The sequence below is a fragment of the Verminephrobacter eiseniae EF01-2 genome, from assembly GCF_000015565.1.
GTDB classification, from domain to species: Bacteria; Pseudomonadota; Gammaproteobacteria; order Burkholderiales; family Burkholderiaceae_C; genus Acidovorax; species Acidovorax eiseniae.
The window spans coordinates 1218588-1237018 of the sequence record NC_008786.1 but is presented as its reverse complement, the minus strand read 5'-3'; the positions used below and the strand labels follow the sequence as shown (position 1 = coordinate 1237018).

The 18431-nt window shown below is 62.1% G+C and carries 20 protein-coding genes and 3 pseudogenes; 9 read left to right on the top strand and 14 right to left on the bottom strand.

Annotation, left to right across the window (positions count from 1 at the left end; all coding sequences use genetic code 11):
• Positions 1-7: 7 nt before the first annotated feature.
• The gene (gene fliF / locus VEIS_RS05470) at positions 8-1684 is read right to left on the bottom strand and encodes a flagellar basal-body MS-ring/collar protein FliF (RefSeq protein WP_041950561.1); all 1677 of its coding nucleotides are present in this window, start codon (positions 1682-1684) and stop codon (positions 8-10) included.
• Between the two features lie 189 nt (positions 1685-1873).
• Between fliF and fliE the strand changes: the two genes are divergently transcribed.
• Complete coding sequence (gene fliE, locus VEIS_RS05465) at positions 1874-2197, top strand: flagellar hook-basal body complex protein FliE (protein WP_011808897.1); 324 nt, start codon at positions 1874-1876, stop codon at positions 2195-2197.
• Positions 2198-2254: 57 nt separating this feature from the next.
• On the opposite strand, the gene VEIS_RS05460 is transcribed toward fliE, so the two are convergent.
• Complete coding sequence (locus VEIS_RS05460; protein WP_011808896.1) at positions 2255-2551, bottom strand: flagellar protein FliT; 297 nt, start codon at positions 2549-2551, stop codon at positions 2255-2257.
• A 3-nt stretch (positions 2552-2554) separates the two neighbouring features.
• A complete protein-coding gene (gene fliS / locus VEIS_RS05455) occupies positions 2555-2995 on the bottom strand; it encodes a flagellar export chaperone FliS (RefSeq protein WP_011808895.1) in 441 nt (146 codons plus the stop codon).
• 341 nt (positions 2996-3336) lie between these two features.
• Here fliS and VEIS_RS05450 point away from each other — a divergent pair, with 341 nt between their 5' ends.
• Genes VEIS_RS05450 through VEIS_RS05435 form a run of 4 tightly spaced genes read left to right on the top strand, consistent with a single transcriptional unit; the run spans position 3337 to position 7224 of the window.
• Complete coding sequence (locus VEIS_RS05450) at positions 3337-4353, top strand: ABC transporter substrate-binding protein (protein WP_011808894.1); 1017 nt, start codon at positions 3337-3339, stop codon at positions 4351-4353.
• Positions 4350-5117: an ABC transporter permease gene (locus VEIS_RS05445; protein ID WP_011808893.1), complete on the top strand. Its 768-nt coding sequence runs from the start codon at positions 4350-4352 to the stop codon at positions 5115-5117. Before VEIS_RS05450 ends, VEIS_RS05445 begins: the two co-directional genes overlap by 4 nt.
• 5 nt (positions 5118-5122) lie before the next feature.
• On the top strand, positions 5123-5890 hold the full coding sequence (locus VEIS_RS05440; protein WP_011808892.1) for an ABC transporter ATP-binding protein: 768 nt from the start codon (positions 5123-5125) through the stop codon (positions 5888-5890).
• Positions 5891-5904: 14 nt separating this feature from the next.
• Positions 5905-7224: an NAD(P)/FAD-dependent oxidoreductase gene (locus VEIS_RS05435; protein ID WP_011808891.1), complete on the top strand. Its 1320-nt coding sequence runs from the start codon at positions 5905-5907 to the stop codon at positions 7222-7224.
• A 118-nt stretch (positions 7225-7342) separates the two neighbouring features.
• Here the strand turns inward: VEIS_RS05435 and VEIS_RS31475 are convergent, their stop codons facing one another.
• From VEIS_RS31475 to VEIS_RS31300, 3 genes and pseudogenes are all read right to left on the bottom strand, one after another.
• Positions 7343-7561, bottom strand: coding sequence for a LysE family transporter (locus VEIS_RS31475; protein ID WP_049773823.1), 219 nt, complete (start codon positions 7559-7561; stop codon positions 7343-7345).
• A gap of 301 nt (positions 7562-7862) precedes the next feature.
• Positions 7863-7931, bottom strand: a pseudogene (locus tag VEIS_RS31470) (DUF6685 family protein); the annotation flags it as partial.
• A gap of 192 nt (positions 7932-8123) precedes the next feature.
• Positions 8124-8381 (bottom strand): hypothetical protein, encoded by a 258-nt coding sequence (locus VEIS_RS31300; RefSeq protein ID WP_321161078.1) that lies wholly within the window; start codon positions 8379-8381, stop codon positions 8124-8126.
• Positions 8382-8890: 509 nt separating this feature from the next.
• On the opposite strand from VEIS_RS31300, the gene VEIS_RS05420 reads away from it, so the two are divergent.
• Both VEIS_RS05420 and VEIS_RS05415 read left to right on the top strand, forming a co-directional pair.
• Positions 8891-10525 carry an OPT/YSL family transporter gene (locus VEIS_RS05420; protein ID WP_232287854.1) on the top strand — a complete coding sequence of 545 codons (1635 nt, stop codon included), beginning with the start codon at positions 8891-8893 and terminating at the stop codon, positions 10523-10525.
• A 43-nt stretch (positions 10526-10568) separates the two neighbouring features.
• The gene (locus VEIS_RS05415) at positions 10569-11510 is read left to right on the top strand and encodes a DUF1177 domain-containing protein (RefSeq protein WP_011808888.1); all 942 of its coding nucleotides are present in this window, start codon (positions 10569-10571) and stop codon (positions 11508-11510) included.
• Between the two features lie 206 nt (positions 11511-11716).
• On the opposite strand, the gene VEIS_RS05410 is transcribed toward VEIS_RS05415, so the two are convergent.
• A complete protein-coding gene (locus tag VEIS_RS05410; RefSeq protein ID WP_041949826.1) occupies positions 11717-11983 on the bottom strand; it encodes a hypothetical protein in 267 nt (88 codons plus the stop codon).
• Between the two features lie 66 nt (positions 11984-12049).
• On the opposite strand from VEIS_RS05410, the pseudogene VEIS_RS31795 reads away from it, so the two are divergent.
• Positions 12050-12346, top strand: a pseudogene (locus VEIS_RS31795) (hypothetical protein); the annotation flags it as partial.
• Between the two features lie 60 nt (positions 12347-12406).
• On the opposite strand, the gene VEIS_RS05405 reads toward VEIS_RS31795, so the two are convergent.
• Genes VEIS_RS05405 through phnA form a run of 4 tightly spaced genes read right to left on the bottom strand, consistent with a single transcriptional unit; the run spans position 12407 to position 16559 of the window.
• Positions 12407-13252, bottom strand: a complete 846-nt coding sequence (locus VEIS_RS05405; protein WP_011808886.1) for a DMT family transporter — start codon at positions 13250-13252, stop codon at positions 12407-12409.
• 19 nt (positions 13253-13271) lie between these two features.
• Positions 13272-13820: a phosphonate degradation HD-domain oxygenase gene (locus VEIS_RS05400; RefSeq protein WP_011808885.1), complete on the bottom strand. Its 549-nt coding sequence runs from the start codon at positions 13818-13820 to the stop codon at positions 13272-13274.
• 22 nt (positions 13821-13842) lie between these two features.
• Positions 13843-15315, bottom strand: coding sequence for a phosphonoacetaldehyde dehydrogenase (gene phnY / locus VEIS_RS05395; RefSeq protein ID WP_011808884.1), 1473 nt, complete (start codon positions 15313-15315; stop codon positions 13843-13845).
• Positions 15312-16559 carry a phosphonoacetate hydrolase gene (gene phnA / locus VEIS_RS05390; protein ID WP_011808883.1) on the bottom strand — a complete coding sequence of 416 codons (1248 nt, stop codon included), beginning with the start codon at positions 16557-16559 and terminating at the stop codon, positions 15312-15314. Before phnA ends, phnY begins: the two co-directional genes overlap by 4 nt.
• A 70-nt stretch (positions 16560-16629) precedes the next feature.
• Here phnA and VEIS_RS25545 point away from each other — a divergent pair, with 70 nt between their 5' ends.
• Entirely contained in the window at positions 16630-16902 is a 273-nt protein-coding gene (locus tag VEIS_RS25545; RefSeq protein WP_083758573.1) for a hypothetical protein, read from the top strand.
• Here VEIS_RS25545 and VEIS_RS05385 read toward each other — a convergent pair.
• The 3 genes and pseudogenes from VEIS_RS05385 to VEIS_RS28300 all read right to left on the bottom strand — a co-directional run bounded on the left by VEIS_RS05385 (position 16800) and on the right by VEIS_RS28300 (position 18125).
• Positions 16800-17468 carry a phosphonate utilization associated transcriptional regulator gene (locus VEIS_RS05385; RefSeq protein WP_041950559.1) on the bottom strand — a complete coding sequence of 223 codons (669 nt, stop codon included), beginning with the start codon at positions 17466-17468 and terminating at the stop codon, positions 16800-16802. The two genes, VEIS_RS25545 and VEIS_RS05385, sit on opposite strands and share 103 nt — an antisense overlap.
• Before the next feature lie 93 nt (positions 17469-17561).
• Positions 17562-17838, bottom strand: a pseudogene (locus tag VEIS_RS28305) (integrase core domain-containing protein); the annotation flags it as partial.
• An 11-nt stretch (positions 17839-17849) separates the two neighbouring features.
• Positions 17850-18125 (bottom strand): hypothetical protein, encoded by a 276-nt coding sequence (locus VEIS_RS28300; protein WP_157048409.1) that lies wholly within the window; start codon positions 18123-18125, stop codon positions 17850-17852.
• Between the last annotated feature and the right edge of the window lie 306 nt (positions 18126-18431).

Below are 18431 nucleotides of genomic sequence, written 5' to 3'. Positions count from 1 at the left end.
CGGGGGGTCAGGCTGGCTCGCCGCTGAGCCAGGTCTTCAGGATATTGGCCACGGCCGCCGGATTCTCCCGGGCCAGCGCGCGCGCCTCTTGCAGACGCAGCTGCTCGGGGGTCGGCAGCAGTGGCTCATTCCTGATGATCGGTGCCGGCAACGCCGGGCGCTCCGGGGTCTCGGCCTCCAGCGCATCGAGTTGGCGCCCCGCCACGGCGCGGGGGGGCCTGAGCACCGGCCACACCAGACCCAGCAGCACCAGCGCAGCGAACAGCAGCGCACCCACGGGCCAGGCCAGGGTCTTGGCCAGATCGATCAGCGCGGGCCGCTGCCACCAGGCCAGTGCCTCGGGCGGCGTCACCGTCAGTTGGAACGGGGTGTTCATCAGGTTCACCGAATCGCCGCGCGCGCTGTCGAAGCCAATGCTTTCGCGCACCAGCGCCGTCATCTGCCCGATCTGCTCGGGCGTCAGCGCGCGGCTCACGGCCCGGCCCTTGTCCAGCACCGACTGGTAGTTGACCACCACCGCAGCGCTGAGCCGCTTGACGGTCCCGGTGCTGCCGCGCACCACGCGCACCGTCCGGTCGAGCTCGTAGTTGGTGGTCGATTCACGCTTGTTGGTCTGCTCGTCCGGGCCTTGCTGGCCGCCTGCGTTGGGCGCCGGGTTGGGGCCATTGATGGGGGCCGTGGACGGCACCGGCGGCTGATTGCTCACCGCGCCCGGAATGCCGGTGGGCAGCTTGTTGGCGCCGCTCCTGCTTTCCAGCAGTTGCTGGCTGCGCACCGCGCCCGATTCCGGCTGCTGGTTCGGGCGAAACTGCTCGGAGCTCGACTCGGTCTGCGTGAAATCGACATCGGCCGTCACCTGCGCCTTGACGTTGTCGCGGCCGACCACCGGCTCCAGAATGTCCAGGATGCGGCGGGTGTACTGCTGCTCGATGCGCTGCACATGCAGCAGTTGCTGCGCATTCACCTCGGCGTCCGCTGCGCCGTCGGGCGAACGCGAGAGCAGCTTGCCGGTGTCGTCGAGCACGCTGACCGCCGAGGGCGCCATCTCGGGCACGCTGGCCGCCACCAGATGCACGATGCCGGCCAACTGGGCGCGCTCCAGAAAACGGCCCGGATACAGACTCACCAGCACCGAGGCCGAAGGCTTTTGCTGCTCGCGGAAAAACCCGTTCTGCTCGGGCAGCGCCAGATGCACGCGCGCGCTTTGCACCGGCGACAGCGCCTGTATCGAGCGCGTCAGCTCACCCTCGAGGCCGCGCCGAAAGTTCAGCCGCTCCTGAAACTGCGTCACCCCGAATTTGCTCGACTCCATCAGCTCGAAACCGACCACCGACCCCTTGGGCAGACCCTGGCTTGCCAGGCGCAGCCGCACCTCGTGCACCCGATCGGCAGGGACCAAAATGGCGCCGCCGCCCTCGGCCAGCCGGTAGGGCACATTCATTTGCGACAGTTGGGCCACGATGGTGCCGCCATCCTTGTCGCTCAGGTTGCCAAACAGCACCCGATAGTCCGGCTGGTGCCCCAGAACCAGGGCCGCGACAGCCGCCAGCACCAGCAGCGCCACGCCCGCACCCAGCCGCATGCGCTGCGCCCGGTTCAGCGCCGACAGGCGCTGCCACCACAGCGGCCCCGTCGTCGGCGGCGGCGGGAGCGGATCGGGGGGGAGCTCTGCAACAGCCGACATCTTGCTTTCCAATGCAACAGTCCCGGCAGCAGACCGGGCGTAGAGGCCATTGTTTGGCTACGCCGCCGCCCTGCTCGCCGGATAAACCGCCCGTATGGCCATCAATTCCCGACACCCGGCGCCGTGGCGCGCGCCAGGATATGCCGTCATATCGCCATTGATATCGCCACTGCCCACGGGGATACCGCCATGGACCTTCGCCCCCCGAGCCTTGCCACCCCGCTGACGAGCGCCGGCCTGGCGCGCCGCGCCGCCGCGCCACAAGATGCAAGCCAGGCCGTGGGCCAGGAAGCGGGATTTCCCGGCGCCTTCAAAACCGCACTGCAATCGGTCAGCGCGGCGCAAAGCCGCTCGGCCGATCTGCAAAAACAAGTGCAGTTGGAAGACCCCGCCGTCAGTCTGGAAGAAACCATGGTCGCCATCCAGAAAGCCCAGATCGGCTTTCAGGCCGCCTTGAATGTGCGCAACCGGATGGTGCAGGCCTACACCGACATCATGAACATGCAGGTCTGACGATGTGGTTTGCGGCCCGGCGCGCGCCTGAATCCGGGCGCCAGCCGCCCGTCGCTTTCAGTGCAGCGTCGGCAACCGGTCGGCCAGCAACTGCTCGCACCGGGCCAGCCAAGGCTCGGCCAGGCAACGGATCCGGGCGTCGTTGCGCAAGATGCGCTGCATGATGCGCGACTTCTCCCGGCGCTGCTCGGGCCGCAATGGCTGCAGTTGCGCTTGAAAGCGCAACTGCCCGATCAGCACGGCGCAGGCACTTTCGTAGCGCAGCACCGCATCCCAATCCTCGCGCCTGGCCGCATCGAGCATGCCGGCGCTGCTGTCTTCGATCGCCTTGTAATAGTCCATCAACTGCGACATGGCTCAAACTCCTGCCAACATGGATTGGGCTGCGGCCGGGGCGTCGGCGCGCGTGTTCCTGATGCCATCCCAGCCCTGGGCCACCGGCCTGATCAGCAGCATGACCTCCTGCAGCATCGCATCGTCATTGCGGGCATTGGCCAGCGTCAGGCGGCGCACGCAGTAGTCGTACAGCGCCCCCAGGTTGTTGGCCAGTTCGCCGCCGCCGGCCCGGTCCAGCGAAATGCCCAGGCCCTCTTGCAAAATCCGGATCGCCTTGGCAATGCCATTGACCTTGCCCAACACATCGCCGCGCGCCAAGGCGCCGCGCGCCGTGGCAATCGAATGCAAGACCCCGCCATACAGCAGACTGACCAGTTGGTGCTGGTCCAGCGCGTACATGCTGGTCTCCACATCGATGCGCTGATAAGCGTTGGCGGCACGGGGGCTGTAGGCGCTGAACATGCTGGCGATCCTTGCGATGGTTGCCTCAGGTTATCGGCCCGCGCCGGACAAACTTGAAGCCCCTGATTGCAGCCCTCGACGGGGTCTGTTCCGCCGAAAGTGATTTTCTTGATGATGAGCATCGATTTCCCTTACGTTGATTTCCGAAGACCGGCGGCCAACAGAGAATCCGAAGAACCCCAGACAAGAAGGGTTAGAAGGGTTGCAGGCCAGCCGTGGCGCATTGGAAAACGAGGTCTTCGACGAGTTTCGAAACGCTGATCCGATGGCTTGGCGCTCGCATTGCGTTGCGTTGAATGCGCTGCGGGTCGTTACGCCGCGCCCACCACCCGGAGGTTCCCATGCACCACTTGCATCGTCATCGCTCGCGCCGTCATTTCCTGCGCGCCTGCGCCGCCACTGCGGCCATCGCCCATCCCGTCATCGGCATGGCCCAGGGGCTGGCCGCGCAAACCACCATCCACTATGGCGGCTCGGCCTGGCTGGGCCACTATCCGGCTTATCTGGCGCTGAAAAGCGGCACGCTCCCGGCGGCGTCGATCGATCTGCGATGGCAATCCTTCGGCACCTCCTCGGCGCGCATGAGCGCCGTCCTGTCCGGTGGGATCGACATCGCCTGCACCGGCATCGTCTCGGCACTGGCGCTGATGGCGCGCGGTTCCAGGCACTTTGCCATCATCGCCGTGCCGGAGGACTTCGGCCGCGTCGAGGGCTTGTTTGTCCGCTCCGATGTCAGCGCCATCGAGCACCTGAGGGGCAAGAAAATCGGCGTGACCTTCGCCTCCAGCGCGCACCTGCTGGTGCTCGACCTGCTGGCTGGCGCGGGCCTGGGGCCTGCCGATGTGACGGTGCTGAATGTGCCGGCCCCGGAGTTGCCTGCGGCGATGGCGGCCGGCCAGATCGATGCGGCGGCGGCATGGACGCCGCAATTTCACCGGATTCGCGCGCTGCCGGGCATCAAGCTGCTCGCCGATGACACGGCGTTCTCGCTGTTCAAGAGCCACAAGGTCACCCCGGGCCCGGATGTTCTGGTGGTGCGCCAGGCGTTTGCCGACAAGAATCCGCTGGCCGTGCGCGGCTTTCTCAAGGGCTATTTCAGTGCCATCGCGATGCTGCGCGACCGCCCGCAGGAAGCCGCCCGGCAGTTGCTCGCGCTGACCGGCCTGTCGCTGGCAGACCAGGTGGAGGCCATCTTGGGGGCGCAGTGGTACGGCAGCGAACAGCAGCGGAACCTGCTCAAGGTGCCAGGCACCTATGTCGATGGACTGCAGGGTTTGGCCGACATGCTGGTGGCGCACAAACAGATCGACAAGGCCCCGGTCGTTGGCCAATGGATCGATGCCTCGCACTTGGCATGAACCCCGATCCAACACCCCGGCATGCGCTGCTGGCCACGGCCTGCGTCGCCGTGCTGGCCTTCCTGGCGCTGTGGGAGGGCACATGCCGCAGCGGCCTGGTCGATCCGGTCTTTTTGCCGCCGCCGAGCGCCGTATGGGCGCGCGGCCTGGCCATGGCAAGCGATGGCGCGTTGCCCGGGCATGTGCTTGCCTCGGCCCGGCGCGTGATGACCGGATTCCTGGCCGCCACGGTGGTCGCGATTCCGCTGGGCATCTTTCTGGGCATGTCGCGCTATGCGCGCGCAGCCTTCGATCCCATTCTTTCCTTGCTCCGGCCCCTGCCTTCGATGAGCTGGATCCCGCTGTCGCTGCTGTGGTTCGGCATCACCGAAACGCAAAAGTACAGCATCGTCTTCATGGGCTGCTTTGCGCCGGCATTGGTCTACGTCATCGAAGCCACGCGCAATGTCGACCCTGTGCTCATTCGCGCAGCACAAAACCTGGGCGCCAGCCGCTGGCAGGTGATGCGCGAAGTGGTTCTGCCGGGCAGCCTGCCGCAGATTCTGAGCGGGCTGAAGATCATTTTGGGCCTGGCCTGGACCTGCGTCATCTCCGCAGAACTGGTCGCGGCGCGCGAAGGGCTTGGCTTTCTGATCATGAACGGCAAAGAGTTCTTTCAGACCGAGGTCGTGGTCCTGGGCATGGTCATGATCAGCCTGACCGTGCTGCTCACCGATGTGGTGTTTCGCGCCATCGGGCGCAAGCTGCTGAGGTGGCAGCCATGAACGCAATGATCGCGCTCGAAGCGGTCGCCAAGCGCTATGGCCTGTTCCAGGCCCTCGATCGCATCGACATGCAGGTTGCGCCGGGCGAATTCGTGGTGCTGCTGGGCGCATCGGGCTGTGGCAAATCCACCTTGCTCAACCTCATCGCGGGTTTCGATGCGCCTTCGTCCGGCCGCGTGCTCGTCAATGGCCGGCAAGTCCAGGGCGTCACCGCGCATTGCGGCATGGTCTTTCAGCAATACGCGCTGTTTCCGTGGCTGAGCGTGCTGGACAACGTCTGCTTCGGGCTGAAGATGAAGGGCGTCGCGCGCGCCGAGCGGCGCCAGACGGCGCAGCACTTCATCGCAATGGTCGGGCTGGAGGGCTTTGAGCACCACTATCCGAAGGCGCTGTCCGGCGGCATGCGCCAGCGGGTCTCGATCGCGCGCGTGCTGGCCAACGACCCCGACGTGATCTTGCTCGACGAGCCGTTCGCTGCGCTGGATGCGATGACGCGCCAAGTGCTGCAACAAGAGCTGCTGCAAATCTACGCCCACAGCGGCAAGACCATCGTCTTCATCACGCATTCGATCGACGAGGCCCTGTTGCTGTCCACCAGAATGCTGATCATGAGCGCCCGCCCCGGCCGCGTGGCTTGCGACATCCGCAACGACCTGCCACAGCCGCGCACGGCGGACATTCAGCTCTCGGCGCGCTACAACGCGCTGAAGTCGCAGATCTGGAACCAGGTGCAGGCCGAAGTCATGCGCAGCCTGGAGAGCCGGGCCGCCTGAGCGCCGGTGCCGCGATGAACGATCAACCCGACAAAATCAGGCGCAGCCACCCCGGCTATCGGGCCGGCTCAGGGTGGAACCTGATGCTGGCGCCACGCTTGGCACACACCACCGCCCCGAGCGCGCGGGATTTCGACGCGATCGTGATCGGCGCCGGCTTCACCGGCTTGGCGGCAGCCCGCAGAATCGCACAACTGCAACCCCAGGCCAGCGTGCTGGTGGTCGACGCGACAACCATCGGCGACGGCGCATCGGGCCGCAATTCCGGCTTTCTGATCAGCTTGCCGCACAACACCGGCATGGCAGGCCACGGCAGCCCCGCCGCAGTGGCGCGCAAGCAGATCCGGCTGTATGACATGGGCTTGCAGTGGCTGCACGGCATCGTCACGCAACAGGCCATCGAATGCGACTGGAGCCCGGCCGGAAAATTCCATGCGGCGGCCACCAAGGATGGCGAGCGCAGCCTGCGCACCACGCTGGCACAGTATCGGCAGTGGGGCGTCGGCTACCGCGAACTGGATGCCGACGCATTGCACGACGCCTTCGGAACGGCTTACTACCGCTACGGTTACCACTCGGCCCACAGCGTGTTCGTGCAACCGGCCGCATTGAGCCGCGGGCTGGCGGACAGCCTTCCGGCCAACGTGCACCTCTGGGAAGGCGAGCCGGTGACGGGACTTCGAGGGTCAGGCCCCTTTCAGGTGCAAACCGCCAGCACCACGCTGCGGGCGGGCCGCGTCATCGTGGCCAACAACGGCTTTGCCACCCGGCTGGGCTTGGCGCGCGACCGCATCTTCACGATCTACACCTACGCGGCGCTGACGCCGGTGCTTGCCGAGCGCGAGCGCGCCAAGCAAGGCCCGGACAGCGAGTGGGGGCTGATCCCCGCCAACCGGCTCGGGACCACGCTGCGCAAAACCCGGGACGGGCGACTGATGGTCCGCAGCGCATATTCCTACCAGGCAGAGCTACCCCTGGCCAGAGTGCGGGACATGCTGCAAGACTGCTACCGGCGCCGCTATCCGGGCATGGCCGCGCATGCGTTCGAGTATGTTTGGGGCGGGGCCACCGCATTGACACGCAACGGCGCCCTTTATTTCGGCGAGGTCAGAAACGGCCTTTACGTCTCGCTCGGCTGCAACGGCGCAGGCGTGCTCAAAGGCACGATGTTCGGCAAACTGCTCGGAGAAATGGCGGCCGGCCACCACTCCCCCGAACTGAGCGATGCACTCGGCTTGCAGCGGCCCAATTGGCTGCCTCCTGATCCGATTCGCCGTATCGCCGTGGTTTCGGCGCTGAAGTGGCACAAGCATCGCGCCGGGCTGGAGCGATAGTTTGCTGAAATACTATTTTTCCGCAGGGCAGGCATATTCCGATATCCGAAAAACCAGTGCAGGCAGTTTCCGATCCACCAATACCTGCACTGATTACCCACCACATCAAAAGCGCCGACTATGCGGCTGCCGGGAAAACTGACCGGATGGTCGTAGCTGCCATCACGAACATGATCGCAGCGATAACGGCATCCAGAGCACGCCACATGCTTGCCCGCTGAAACAATGGCGCGACCATTCGGCATCCACCGATCAGGGCGGCGAACCATATCAACGAAGCCGATGCGGCACCGAGTGCAAACGAAATGCGCTCGGCCAGCAGTTTCGTGCCACCCACAGCGCCAATCAGGAATTCCCGCCATGATCAAGATCACGTCCGACACGACGCAAATCGCCAGCACGACGCCAGGGTGCTGCCCGACCAGACTTTGCCGAATGACGAATGCGTCCTTTGGAGCGACGGCGATAATCAACCCGATCTCCAGCGTCAGACCTTGCATATAAGGAAGCAGAGACAGCATGTATCGTCCTTGGGTCATGCCACGAAATGACCGGCATCTTGAACTGCCGGAAATATCGATTCGGCCACACGGCAACTGTTTCAAGCGGCTTTGGACATCGTTTACAACATATGCAAGCCCGAAGTGATGCGAGCCGCCGCTGTTCATCAGGAACGGGCGTCCGTCCCATCGGTAGCTGGATATCACGACTACCAGCAAACGCGGGCGATTTGTCGCTCAATCGATGGCGCCATCCAGCCGTGATAGCTGTATAGTCCAAACAACACGATCAGGGCGCTTGAGAATAGGGCAGCTTACGCGCAAATTCACCAAAACCTGACCAGCGCCTGAAAGCATGGCGAACGCTGATGGCAACGACAACACCAGACAATACCATCGTCAGCGCCAGACCGATGCTGAAGCAAGCACCAATGTTCCCCCTGGCGCGACTTGCTTGAGTTGCAGGTACGGTAGCAACACAGTGATCACTACGGGGCAGGGAATCAATCCACTGGTGATGCCAAAGAGCACGATCTGGCGATTGCTTGCCTTGCCGTCGCCAAAACACCGCCGGATGTCCTTGGCATGTGCCAATTCATGCTCAAGCATCGCAATGATGCCCTTGAGGTGACCTTCGGCACGCTTGAGACGCTCGATGATGTCGGGATTCGATGTGTGTGTTCATCTATCCATATCCCATGCTGGCGGGGATGATATTATGATGTGTGATTTGAATCTGAAATTTGGTGTTGCGGGCATTGCTTTAATTTGAGGTAATCTGCATTCATGAATCATACCTGCATATAAAGAAATGATAATTTATTATCGTGAGACGAAACCACAGAATCCGCCATTTTCATTGGGAAAACTGTAAAAAGCGTGCAACGAAATGTTCGCACTGCCGTAGACGATGGCAGTTGCCCAGGCTCTCTGCGAGAAGCATGAACTGATCTTTGCATTTGTGGCACAAAATTTGCTCAACTGCCCATATTATCAAGACAACGCCCCATTTTCTGGCACACATTACTCCCTCGCACCATGCCTATGCACTCAACGAAGCCATCGCGGTCGAGGCTGATACCACCAGACTCCAGGCGCGGATAGTTCATGGCCGAGGCAACGCGCAACTCTCGCCACACCGCAGATGGGCCCACCAGAGATTGCCGATGCGCTTTCAACCAACCATTCAAGAGGCTCCCATGCCAGCATCGTCCCAACCCGGCGCCCCTGAGGGTTCCGTCAGCACTGCAGCACACTTCACACCGCAGTTCCACCCGCATGCGCTGTCCGGCGCCAATTTGCTGTTTTTGGCGCTGCTGAGTGTCTTTGGCGCGGTGATCGGTCTTCAATTGCTGGTGACACTGGGCATCACACCCAACACGTCCATCATCGGTGCGTTGGTGGCGATGATTCTGGCGCGGATTCCGCTTCAGATCCTGGCGGGTTACCGCTCCATCCATTTCCAGAATCTTGCGCAGAGCGCAACCTCATCAGCAACTTTCGGCGCTGCCAACAGCCTGCTGCTGCCGATTGCGATTCCCTTTCTCATGGGCCGGCCTGATCTGGTGATGCCGATGTTCATCGGCGTCTCCTTGGCCATGCTTCTGGATGGCTATTTGCTGTACCGACTGTTCGACACCAAAATTTTTCCGGCCTCGGGCGCATGGCCTCCGGGCGTGGCAGCGGCGCAAGCCATCGCGGCTGGCGACAAGGGAGGAAAGCAGGCAGCACTGCTCGGGGCTGGCATGCTGGTGGGGGCCATCGGCTCATGGTGCAAGATTCCGATGGCTGCGTTTGGCACCGCATTCATCGGCAACATTTGGGCATTGGGCATGTTCGGTATCGGTCTGCTGCTGCGCGGCTACATCCCGTTCGATATCAACAAAGCCTACATACCTCACGGCGTAATGATCGGCGCCGGTTTGGTTGCGTTGGTGCAGATCAGCGTGGTACTGATCAAAAAATCGCCGAAAGCTGAAGCCACAGCCGAGCGCCACGCTGGCACCACCTTGTGCCTGGGGACAGCGGCCTACATCCTGCTGGCTGCCGGTGTCTCCCTGTTGGCTGGACTGTATGTCGAGATGTCGATGGGCATGCTCATCGCTTTCATCCTGTATGCCGCATTCGCTGCCTTCATGCATGAACTGATCGTTGGCATCGCCGCAATGCACGCGGGCTGGTTTCCCGCCTTTGCGGTGGCGCTGATCACCTTGCTGCTGGGTCTGCTGTTGGGTTTTCCGGTGACGGCATTGGTCGTGTTGTGCGGCTTTTCGGTCGCCACCGGTCCAGCCTTTGCCGATATGGGTTATGACCTCAAGGCTGGCTTCATACTGCGCGGCCATGGTTCTGATTCGGCGTTCGAGCTTGCAGGCCGCAAGCAGCAATTGATCGCCGCGATGCTGGCCTTCGTCATCGCCATTCCCGTGGTCTACATCGCGCACGGCATCTATTTTTCGCAAGGCATGGTGCCGCCGGTGGCCAAGGTGTACGCGACCACCATCAGTGCGGGCGCGGTGCCTGGTATCGCGCAGCAGCTTTTTATCTGGGCCATTCCTGGCGCACTCATTCAATGGATTGGCGGGCCTAAGCGCCAACTCGGCGTGCTGCTGGCCACTGGCTTGCTGATCCTTAACCCGATGGCCGGCTGGGCTGTGGCAGTTGGCATCGCTCTGCGCGTGTTGCTCGAAAGGCTCGGCGGTGACAAAGTGCGCAACGGCATGGAAGTTTTCGCCGGCGGCGTCATTGCGGGCGATGCGCTGTTCAGTTTTTTCAACGCGGTGGTCAAGTTCGGCAAGAAATAAATCCATTGAGTCATCACGTCCACCTGCCAAAAGGAACACTCCCATGAGTCTTATCCAGACCTTGCAAGTTTTTGAAGCGCTCGACACGGTATATGCCAGCGGCCAAACCGTCGTGGAGCTGCTTTCAGCGTACAGCCGTCCAACAGTCACTGTCACCCGGATCGGCGGACCAAAAGGCGCAACCGATTTCGTGCGCATCGTGATTCCGGGGACAGCGGGCAAACTCGTCGATGGCACCGCGCCTACACTGGGCATCGTCGGGCGGCTCGGCGGCATCGGGGCGCGCCCCGCTCGCATCGGACTGGTGTCGGATGCCGATGGCGCAGTGGCGGCCATTGCCGCCGCGCTCAAACTGGCGCACATGCAAACGCAGGGTGACAGCTTGCCGGGAGACGTTGTGATTGCCACACATATCTGCCCGGACGCGCCCACCCGCCCGCACGAACCGGTGGACTTCATGGATTCGCCGGTCGACACCGAAGACATGAACGAGCAGGAAGTCAGCGCCGAGATGGATGCGGTGCTGTCGATTGATACGACCAAGGGCAACCGCATCATCAACCACAAGGGGTATGCGATTTCTCCGACGGTCAAGGAGGGCTACATCCTGCGCGTTTCCGACGACCTGCTGCGCATCATGGAGATGTCCTCCGGCAAGCCTGCAGTGACGTTTCCCATTACCACGCAGGACATTACACCCTACGGCAATGGTGTCTATCACCTCAACAGCATCCTGCAGCCGTCGATTGCCACTGCTGCGCCGGTGGTGGGCGTGGCCATCACAGCGGAGAGCGTGGTGCCGGGCTGTGGCACAGGGGCCAGCCATGAAACCGACATTGCCCTGGCCAGCAAATTCGCCGTCGAGGTGGCCAAGGAATTTTCACGTGGCACCTGCCATTTCTTCGATACTGCGGAGTACGCCTTGCTGCAGAAGTTATATGGCTCCCTGGCGCATCTCCAGCGGCGCCAATCGGTTCAAGATTGAATCGGTCCGACGCGATTCAAAAGAGTTGGTGCGGCAAGCCGACATCATCGCGATCAGTCATGCACTGAAGTACATTCCGGTGCTCTGTCCGGGCTGATGGCCTCTCGCTACAGATCGTGGACATGTTCTAACACAATGCCTGTGCGCATTCCGTGGATCATCGGGGCGCCATCGGCAATGAACCGAAATTTTCCATTGGAAAACCCTCAAGGCGAAGAAACGGGAGAAAACCGAGCGGGCAAATCGAAGGTTTGAGCGGCATCCCACAAGCCTTGCATCCATGCGCACCGTTGCATCGCCATCGCCAAATGCAAGGTGGATTTTCGGCTTTCCGTGGTGATGTAAGCAGGCTTTGCGGATGATTTGTGGCGCAGTGTTTGCACGATGTGCCGGACCGTGTTCGATGTGTGCTTGACCGTGCTGGTTGTGAGTAGTACCTGGCGCAGCAAACTCATCAGGTCGTAGGCCAGCATCACCGTATTTCGCCTGGATTCAGTGAGAAATGCCCTAAACCTCAATGTTATCAACAACTTGCGCTAATGACTTCCATTAGAAATTGGGGCCAATGGGAAATCTCGGATTATTGCCAATTTCTCATCTCGACGCAGGCAAATTACACGCAAACCTGCCTCGCTGGTCATCATCAGCATTTCTCGCATGACGCCATCAATCGCTATTTGCAGAATGACGACGTAACGCCGGCGATTGCCTGGGAGCAGATCAAGGATGCGATGAAAACCGATCCCAATGGCTACATCGTGTTAGACGACACCGACTTGGACAAGAACCATTCGCACAAGATTGATTTGGTCCGCTTGCAGTACAGCGGTAATGCGCTGCATGAGCCAGTCCGAAATCAAACCGTAAAGATACAAGGCGAGGGATGGTGCGCCAGTTTATTGCCGCAAGGCGACGATGCCGCCGAGGATCATTGCGGCGCCCAGCCAGCGCGTGGCGGTCAGCTTTTCCTTGAGCAGGAAGGCGCTGATGAAGGCGGCAAAGATGACCGAGGTTTCACGCAGCGAGGCAACGGCAGCCGTTGGCGCCTTGGTCATGGCCCACAATGCGATGCCGTAGGCGAGCATGGAGAAGGTGCCGCCTATCATGCCGCGTTGCCAGTGCAGGCGCGCATGCGCAATGAAGGCGTGGCGGCGCATCCAGAGCACCAGCAGCGCAAACGGCATACCTTCCAGAAAGGACATCCACAGCACGTAGTTGACCGCATTGCCAGCCTGACGCACGCCGGCGGCATCGACCATGGTGTAAATCGCAATCAGGCAGGCGTTGGCGAGGGCGAACATCATCACTTTGCCGACGCCGCGATGCAGATTGCCGGCCAGCAGGCTTAGGCTGATGATGCCGCCGGAGATGCTGGCGATGCCTAGCCACATCGCCGGGCTTAAGGATTCCTGTAGCACGATGGCGCCAAACAGGGCGACCAGCAACGGGGCGAGGCCGCGCATGAGCGGGTAGCCGAGGTTCATGTCGCCAGCGCGATAGGTGCCGACCAGGGTCAGGTAATAGCCAATGTGCAGCAGATTGGAGCTTAGCAGATAGGGCCAGCTTGCCAGCGCCGGCGGCGGGAAGATGAGCAGCAGGGGGGCTGCCACCACGGTTGCTCCCGCAGCCACCAGCGCGGTGTCCATCAACACGTCACGGCCGCTCTTGATCAAGGCATTCCAACTGGCATGCAGCAAGGCGGCGAACAGGATGATGAGGGTGATGCCGGGCGTGAGTGTCATGGCTGGCGTGCGGCGGGCATCATGCGCGCACGCAACGCCCGATGTAACGCGCGAAGTAGTCGTAGTCCGGCGTCTGGTAGTCGGCCCGCTTGGCAAGGTCGTCCCAGCGCCGCAGGCGCACGGCATCGTCGGCGTAGGGCAGGGCGATGAAGGCGGCGGCCTGCCCGGCATCGAAGATGCCGCCTTGCAGTTTCAGGCTGCGCACCGAGTCTTCCGACAGCGAGGAAAAATAGGCCGGTTCCCGTGCGCACAGATAGCGCTTGGCGTCGACATGCAGGCGGATAGGCTCCAGCACGTCGGCATCGAACAGGTGGCGCAGAAAGGGCAGGATGCGGTATTGATGCAGATCGTCTATGCCTGCCAGGGTGGGCGTGTCGCCGTTGTCTTCGAGCATGTGGCCGAGATCGTGCAGCAGGCTGGCGGTAATCAGGCTGGGCGGCGCTTCTTCCTGCTCTGCCAGTGCGGCGGTTTGCAAGGCGTGTTCCAGTTGTGTGACTGGTTCGCCGGTGTATTGTGTTGCGCCATGTTGCCGGAATAGCGCCTGGATGTCTTGCAGGCTCAGTGACATGAAAAACCTCTACGGTGGTGGTTTACCAAGGCAGCGAATATGTCTTGGTGTTGGTGAAACTTTTCATCGCTTCCAGCACGCCTTCCTTGTATCCCAAACCGGAATCCTTGATGCCGCCGAAAGGCGTCAATTCGAGGCGATAGCCGGGGACTTCGCGCACATTGACGGAACCGACGTTGAGTTCGGTGATGAAGCGCGTGATGTAGTCGAGCCGGTTGGTGCAGACTGACGACGACAGGCCGTAGGCGGTGCCATTGGCAATGCGGATCGCTTCGTCGATGCCGGAGATGCGGATGACCGGCGACACCGGGCCGAAGGTTTCTTCGCGCACCACGGTCATTTCCGGCGTGACGCGATCGAGCACGGTCGGTGAATAGGAGGCGCCTTGCCGTCGATTGCCAACCAGGAGTCTTGCGCCTGCTGCGATGGCCTGGTCGACGACGCTTTCAAAGCGGCTGGCCGCGGCTTCGTCGATCACGGTGCCCATGTCGACATCGGCATCGAAGGGGTCGCCGTAGCGCAGCGCCTTGGTCTTTTTCACCAGCAGTTCGACGAATCGATCGGCGACATGCTCATGCACCAGCATGCGCTTGATCGCGGTGCAGCGTTGACCGGAGTTTTTGTAGGAGCCGCTGGCCGCCAGCGTGGCTGCTTCTTCGACATCGGCATCTTCCATCACGATGAGGGGGTCGTTGCCGCCAAGTTCCAGAATCTGGCGTTTGTAGACGGCTTTGGCGGCGATGTATTTGCCGATGGCGACGCCGCCAGTGAAGGTGACCAGATCGATGTGCTGGTTGGTCAGCAATTCGTCGGCAATCTCGCTCGGGTCGCCGGTCACGACCGATAGCATTTGCGGCGGCAAGCCGGCTTCGTACAACACATCGGCCAGGGCAAATGCGCACAGCGGCGTTTTTTCGCTGGGCTTGAGCACGATGCGGTTGTTGGTGGCGATGGCCGGCGCGACTTTGTGGATGACCTGGTTGAGCGGGTGATTGAAGGGGGTGATGGCCGAGATCACGCCGAGCAAAGGCTCTTTCAGCGTGTAGACCTTGCGGCTCTTGCCGTGCGCGGTCAGGTCGCAGGAGAAAATCTGTCCATCGTCGATGAGTGCCTGATTCGCGGCGAACAGCAGGACATCGGAAGCGCGACCGGTTTCATACATCGAATCCTTGAGGCAGAGGCCGGACTCCAGCGTGATCAGCCGCGCGAACGACTCGCGGCGCGCAGCGATCAACTCTCCGGCGCGCATCAGTATGCGGTAGCGATCGTGGCGCGTCAGTCTGGAGCGATAGGCCGCAGCGGTGGAGAAAGCCTGGCGGACTTGCTCGACGCTGGCCTTGGGAATGGTCGCAACGACCTTGCCCGTGTAAGGGTGCCGGACTTCGATGCGGCGCTCGCAGGCGATTTCATTGCCGTCGATGCGCAGGCTTTCGTGCAGGATGGCGCTGGCTTCGCCTGGGGCGGCGGGAGTGGTGGGGGTGGCGGCGGCGTTCATGCGGCACTCTTGGCGCGGAGGGCGACGGCATGATTGAGTGCCAGATCGAAGGCGTCGAAATTGCGCAGGCGGCGCTCGCTGGCCACGCCTTCGACACGGCGATTCAGAATCAGCGGCACTTGCTGCTCGGACAGGCCGCCGTGCGAACGCAGCGGCGCGTCGAGTCCCGACAGATCGTGGCGCGCAGCCGCCGTGCCGAGCACGGTGTCGCGCTGCGACACGATCACGATGTCGCCAATGCGGTCTGGCGGCAATTCAAAGCGCGCAGCCGCGGCAGCGCGGTCCAACACCACTTCAACGCCGGCAAGCGCGCTGAGACGGGCGATCAATTCCCGGACATCGAGATCGGCTGGCAAGTGGATGGTGGCGTAAGAGCCGAGCGCGCCGTGGTGCACCACATAGGGGTCGGTGATCGGCAGGACGACGCGTGTCGTGCCGGCGGCGAACCAGTGGTCGAGCATGTCTTGCAGATAGATCACGTTCGGCGCGCCATCCTTGCCATGCTTGGCATTCATACCGTGATCGGCGGTCAAGGCGATGACGGCGCCCATGGCATCGAGTTGGCGCAGATAGCCATCCATCATCTGGTAGAAAGCGTTGGCGTCCGGTGTGCCGGGCGCGGCCTTGTGCTGCACGTAGTCCGTGGTGGACAGGTACATGAGGTCGGGGCGGTGGCGCTGCATCAACTTCACGCCCGACGCGAAGACGAATTCGGACAAGCCGGCGCTATACACCGACGGCACGGGCAGGCCGACCATGCCGAGCACGTCGTCGATGCCATTTTCTGCCATGCTGACCTGATCGGATTTTTCCGAGGAATAGCAAATGCCCTTCAGCTTGTGGCCAAGCAGCTTGCGCAGTTTGTCTTTGGCTGTCACCACGGCGACCTTGGCGCCGGCATCGGCGAAAGCGGCCAGCAGGGTATCGGCGCGCAGGTATTTGGGGTCGTTCATCATCACTTCTTCACCGCTGGCCGGATCGAAGAAATAGTTGCCGCAAATGCCGTGCACGGCTGGCGGCACGCCGGTGACGATGGACAGGTTGTTGGGATTGGTGAAGGTCGGCACCACGCTGTCAGCGATGAAGCGGCTGCCGTCCTCGAGCATGCTGCCGATGAAGGGGGCAACACCGGCGGCAACGGCCGCTGTCAGATAGTCGAATTCACAGCCATCGACGCATACCACGACCACCGGCACATCGGGCCAGCGGTAGCGGCGTTGGTTCACATTCACGGTTTTGCTCATATTGCTTCCTTTGTCCTTTGTCCGGTGGGTGGGTGCGGCCATGGCATGACCGCCTGCTTGCATTTTGCTAGTGTCGCGTCACCGATCATCTGTCGGTCTGCGCTGGCCATCGAAGCGCATCGCGGCGTTGCATCGCTTGCCAATACGCTCGGTATTGGCTGCGCGATGCGCCTTGCGCTGCGCTCCGATGGCTGCGCGCAGCCTACGACATCTGATCGGTGACACGACACTAGCTGGAATTCATGCAGACATTGCGCGGTGCATGCGCGCGCGGCTGAGTTCCGAATGGCGGCGCAACACGGCGCCGGCTTTTTCTGCATCGCGCTTGGCGATGGCCTGGTAAATCTCGCGGTGCTCCTCGATGGAGACATCCATGCCGCCGACAGCCGACAGGCTGCGCAAGCGGAACAGCAATAACTCCTTGGTCAGTTTGCGATAGACCGCAGTCAGCTTGCCATTGCCGATGAAGCTCACCAGCGTGTCATGGAATTGCAGATTGAGCGGGTGATAGAGCGTGGCGTCCTTGCTGGCAGCGACTTTTTCCATATGCCCGATCTGGCGTTCGAGTTCGGCCAGTTGTTCGGCGGAGATACGTTGCGCCAGCTTGCGCCCGATCAATTCTTCCAGCGCTTCGCGCAGGTCGTAGATTTCATCGGCTTCGGCGATGGAGATTTCGCGGACGAAGGCGCCGCGGTTTTTTTCCTGGCGCACCAGGCCGGACTCCTCCAGGCCGCGGAAGGCCTCGCGGATGGGGCCGCGACTGATGCCGAAACGCTGCGCCATTTCGCTCTCGTTGAGCCGCCCGCCGACGCTGATTTCACCGCGCAAAATCATTTTTTCCACCTCTTCCTGAATGATCGTCGTCAGTGAATGTGACTGAATCAGTTGCAAGGTACTGGGCTTTTCCATGGGGTCCTGATGCACTGATTTGATGCGGCGCACTGTTTTGGTTTGAATGCAGCCATTCTTGCGAACGAATCGTAGATTGTCAACAGTTTGCACTTAAAGTCCCGGACGATTACATGGCCTCTCGTGGAACCGTTGCGGAGGCTCTCTACCACTCCTTCATGGCCTGCACAGGCGTCTTGCGGCCCAGCGCTGACTGCGGCAACTGGTGGTTGTACAGGGCCACGTAGCGCGGCAAGGTTGCTCCATGTCCTCGCGGCTGTTGAGCCTGTGGGGCTTGAGCACATCGGCTATGCGGCCATCGAACCTCTCGACCATGCCGCTGGTTCTCGGCGTCCTGGGCTTGGGTCAGCCGCTGCTCTATGCCCAGCGCCTAGTGTCGCGTCACGGATCAGATGTCGTAGGCTGCGCGCAGCCATCGGAGCGCAGCGCAAGGCGCATCGCGCAGCCCATACCGAGCTGTATTGGCAAGCGATGCAACGCCGCGATGCGCTTCGATGGCCAGCGCAGACCGACAGATGATCGGTGACGCGACACTAAGCACAATTTGAACAGCTTCTCGCCGGCGCGCCGGTGCTGGCGCATCGAATCGGGTTTCTTGGCGAACGCCTTGTAGTACCCGCAGAACCGGGTGTGGGCCAGAGGTGCGGCAGCCCTCATGGGCCGCGCGGTACTCACCCCACAACGGCATCGACGTCACGCCCTTGCGGCGCAACCCGATGGCACGAGGGCGTGGTGGGGCTCGACCACGCGCGCCTCGCTCGTGCTGCGTCCGGGCAGCCTGCGTTCCAGCGAGGCCTCGTCCAACTCGGCCGCCGCCTTCCAATCGATTCCGGCGGCACTGGCCAAGCCGAGGTACTTGGCCACAGCCCCCTTGGAGATGTTCAGGCTGCGCGCGATGCGCTCGTGCGCGAGGCCGCCCTGGGACTTGGGTCAAGGCGATTGCCCTATGACACGGCAATGTCA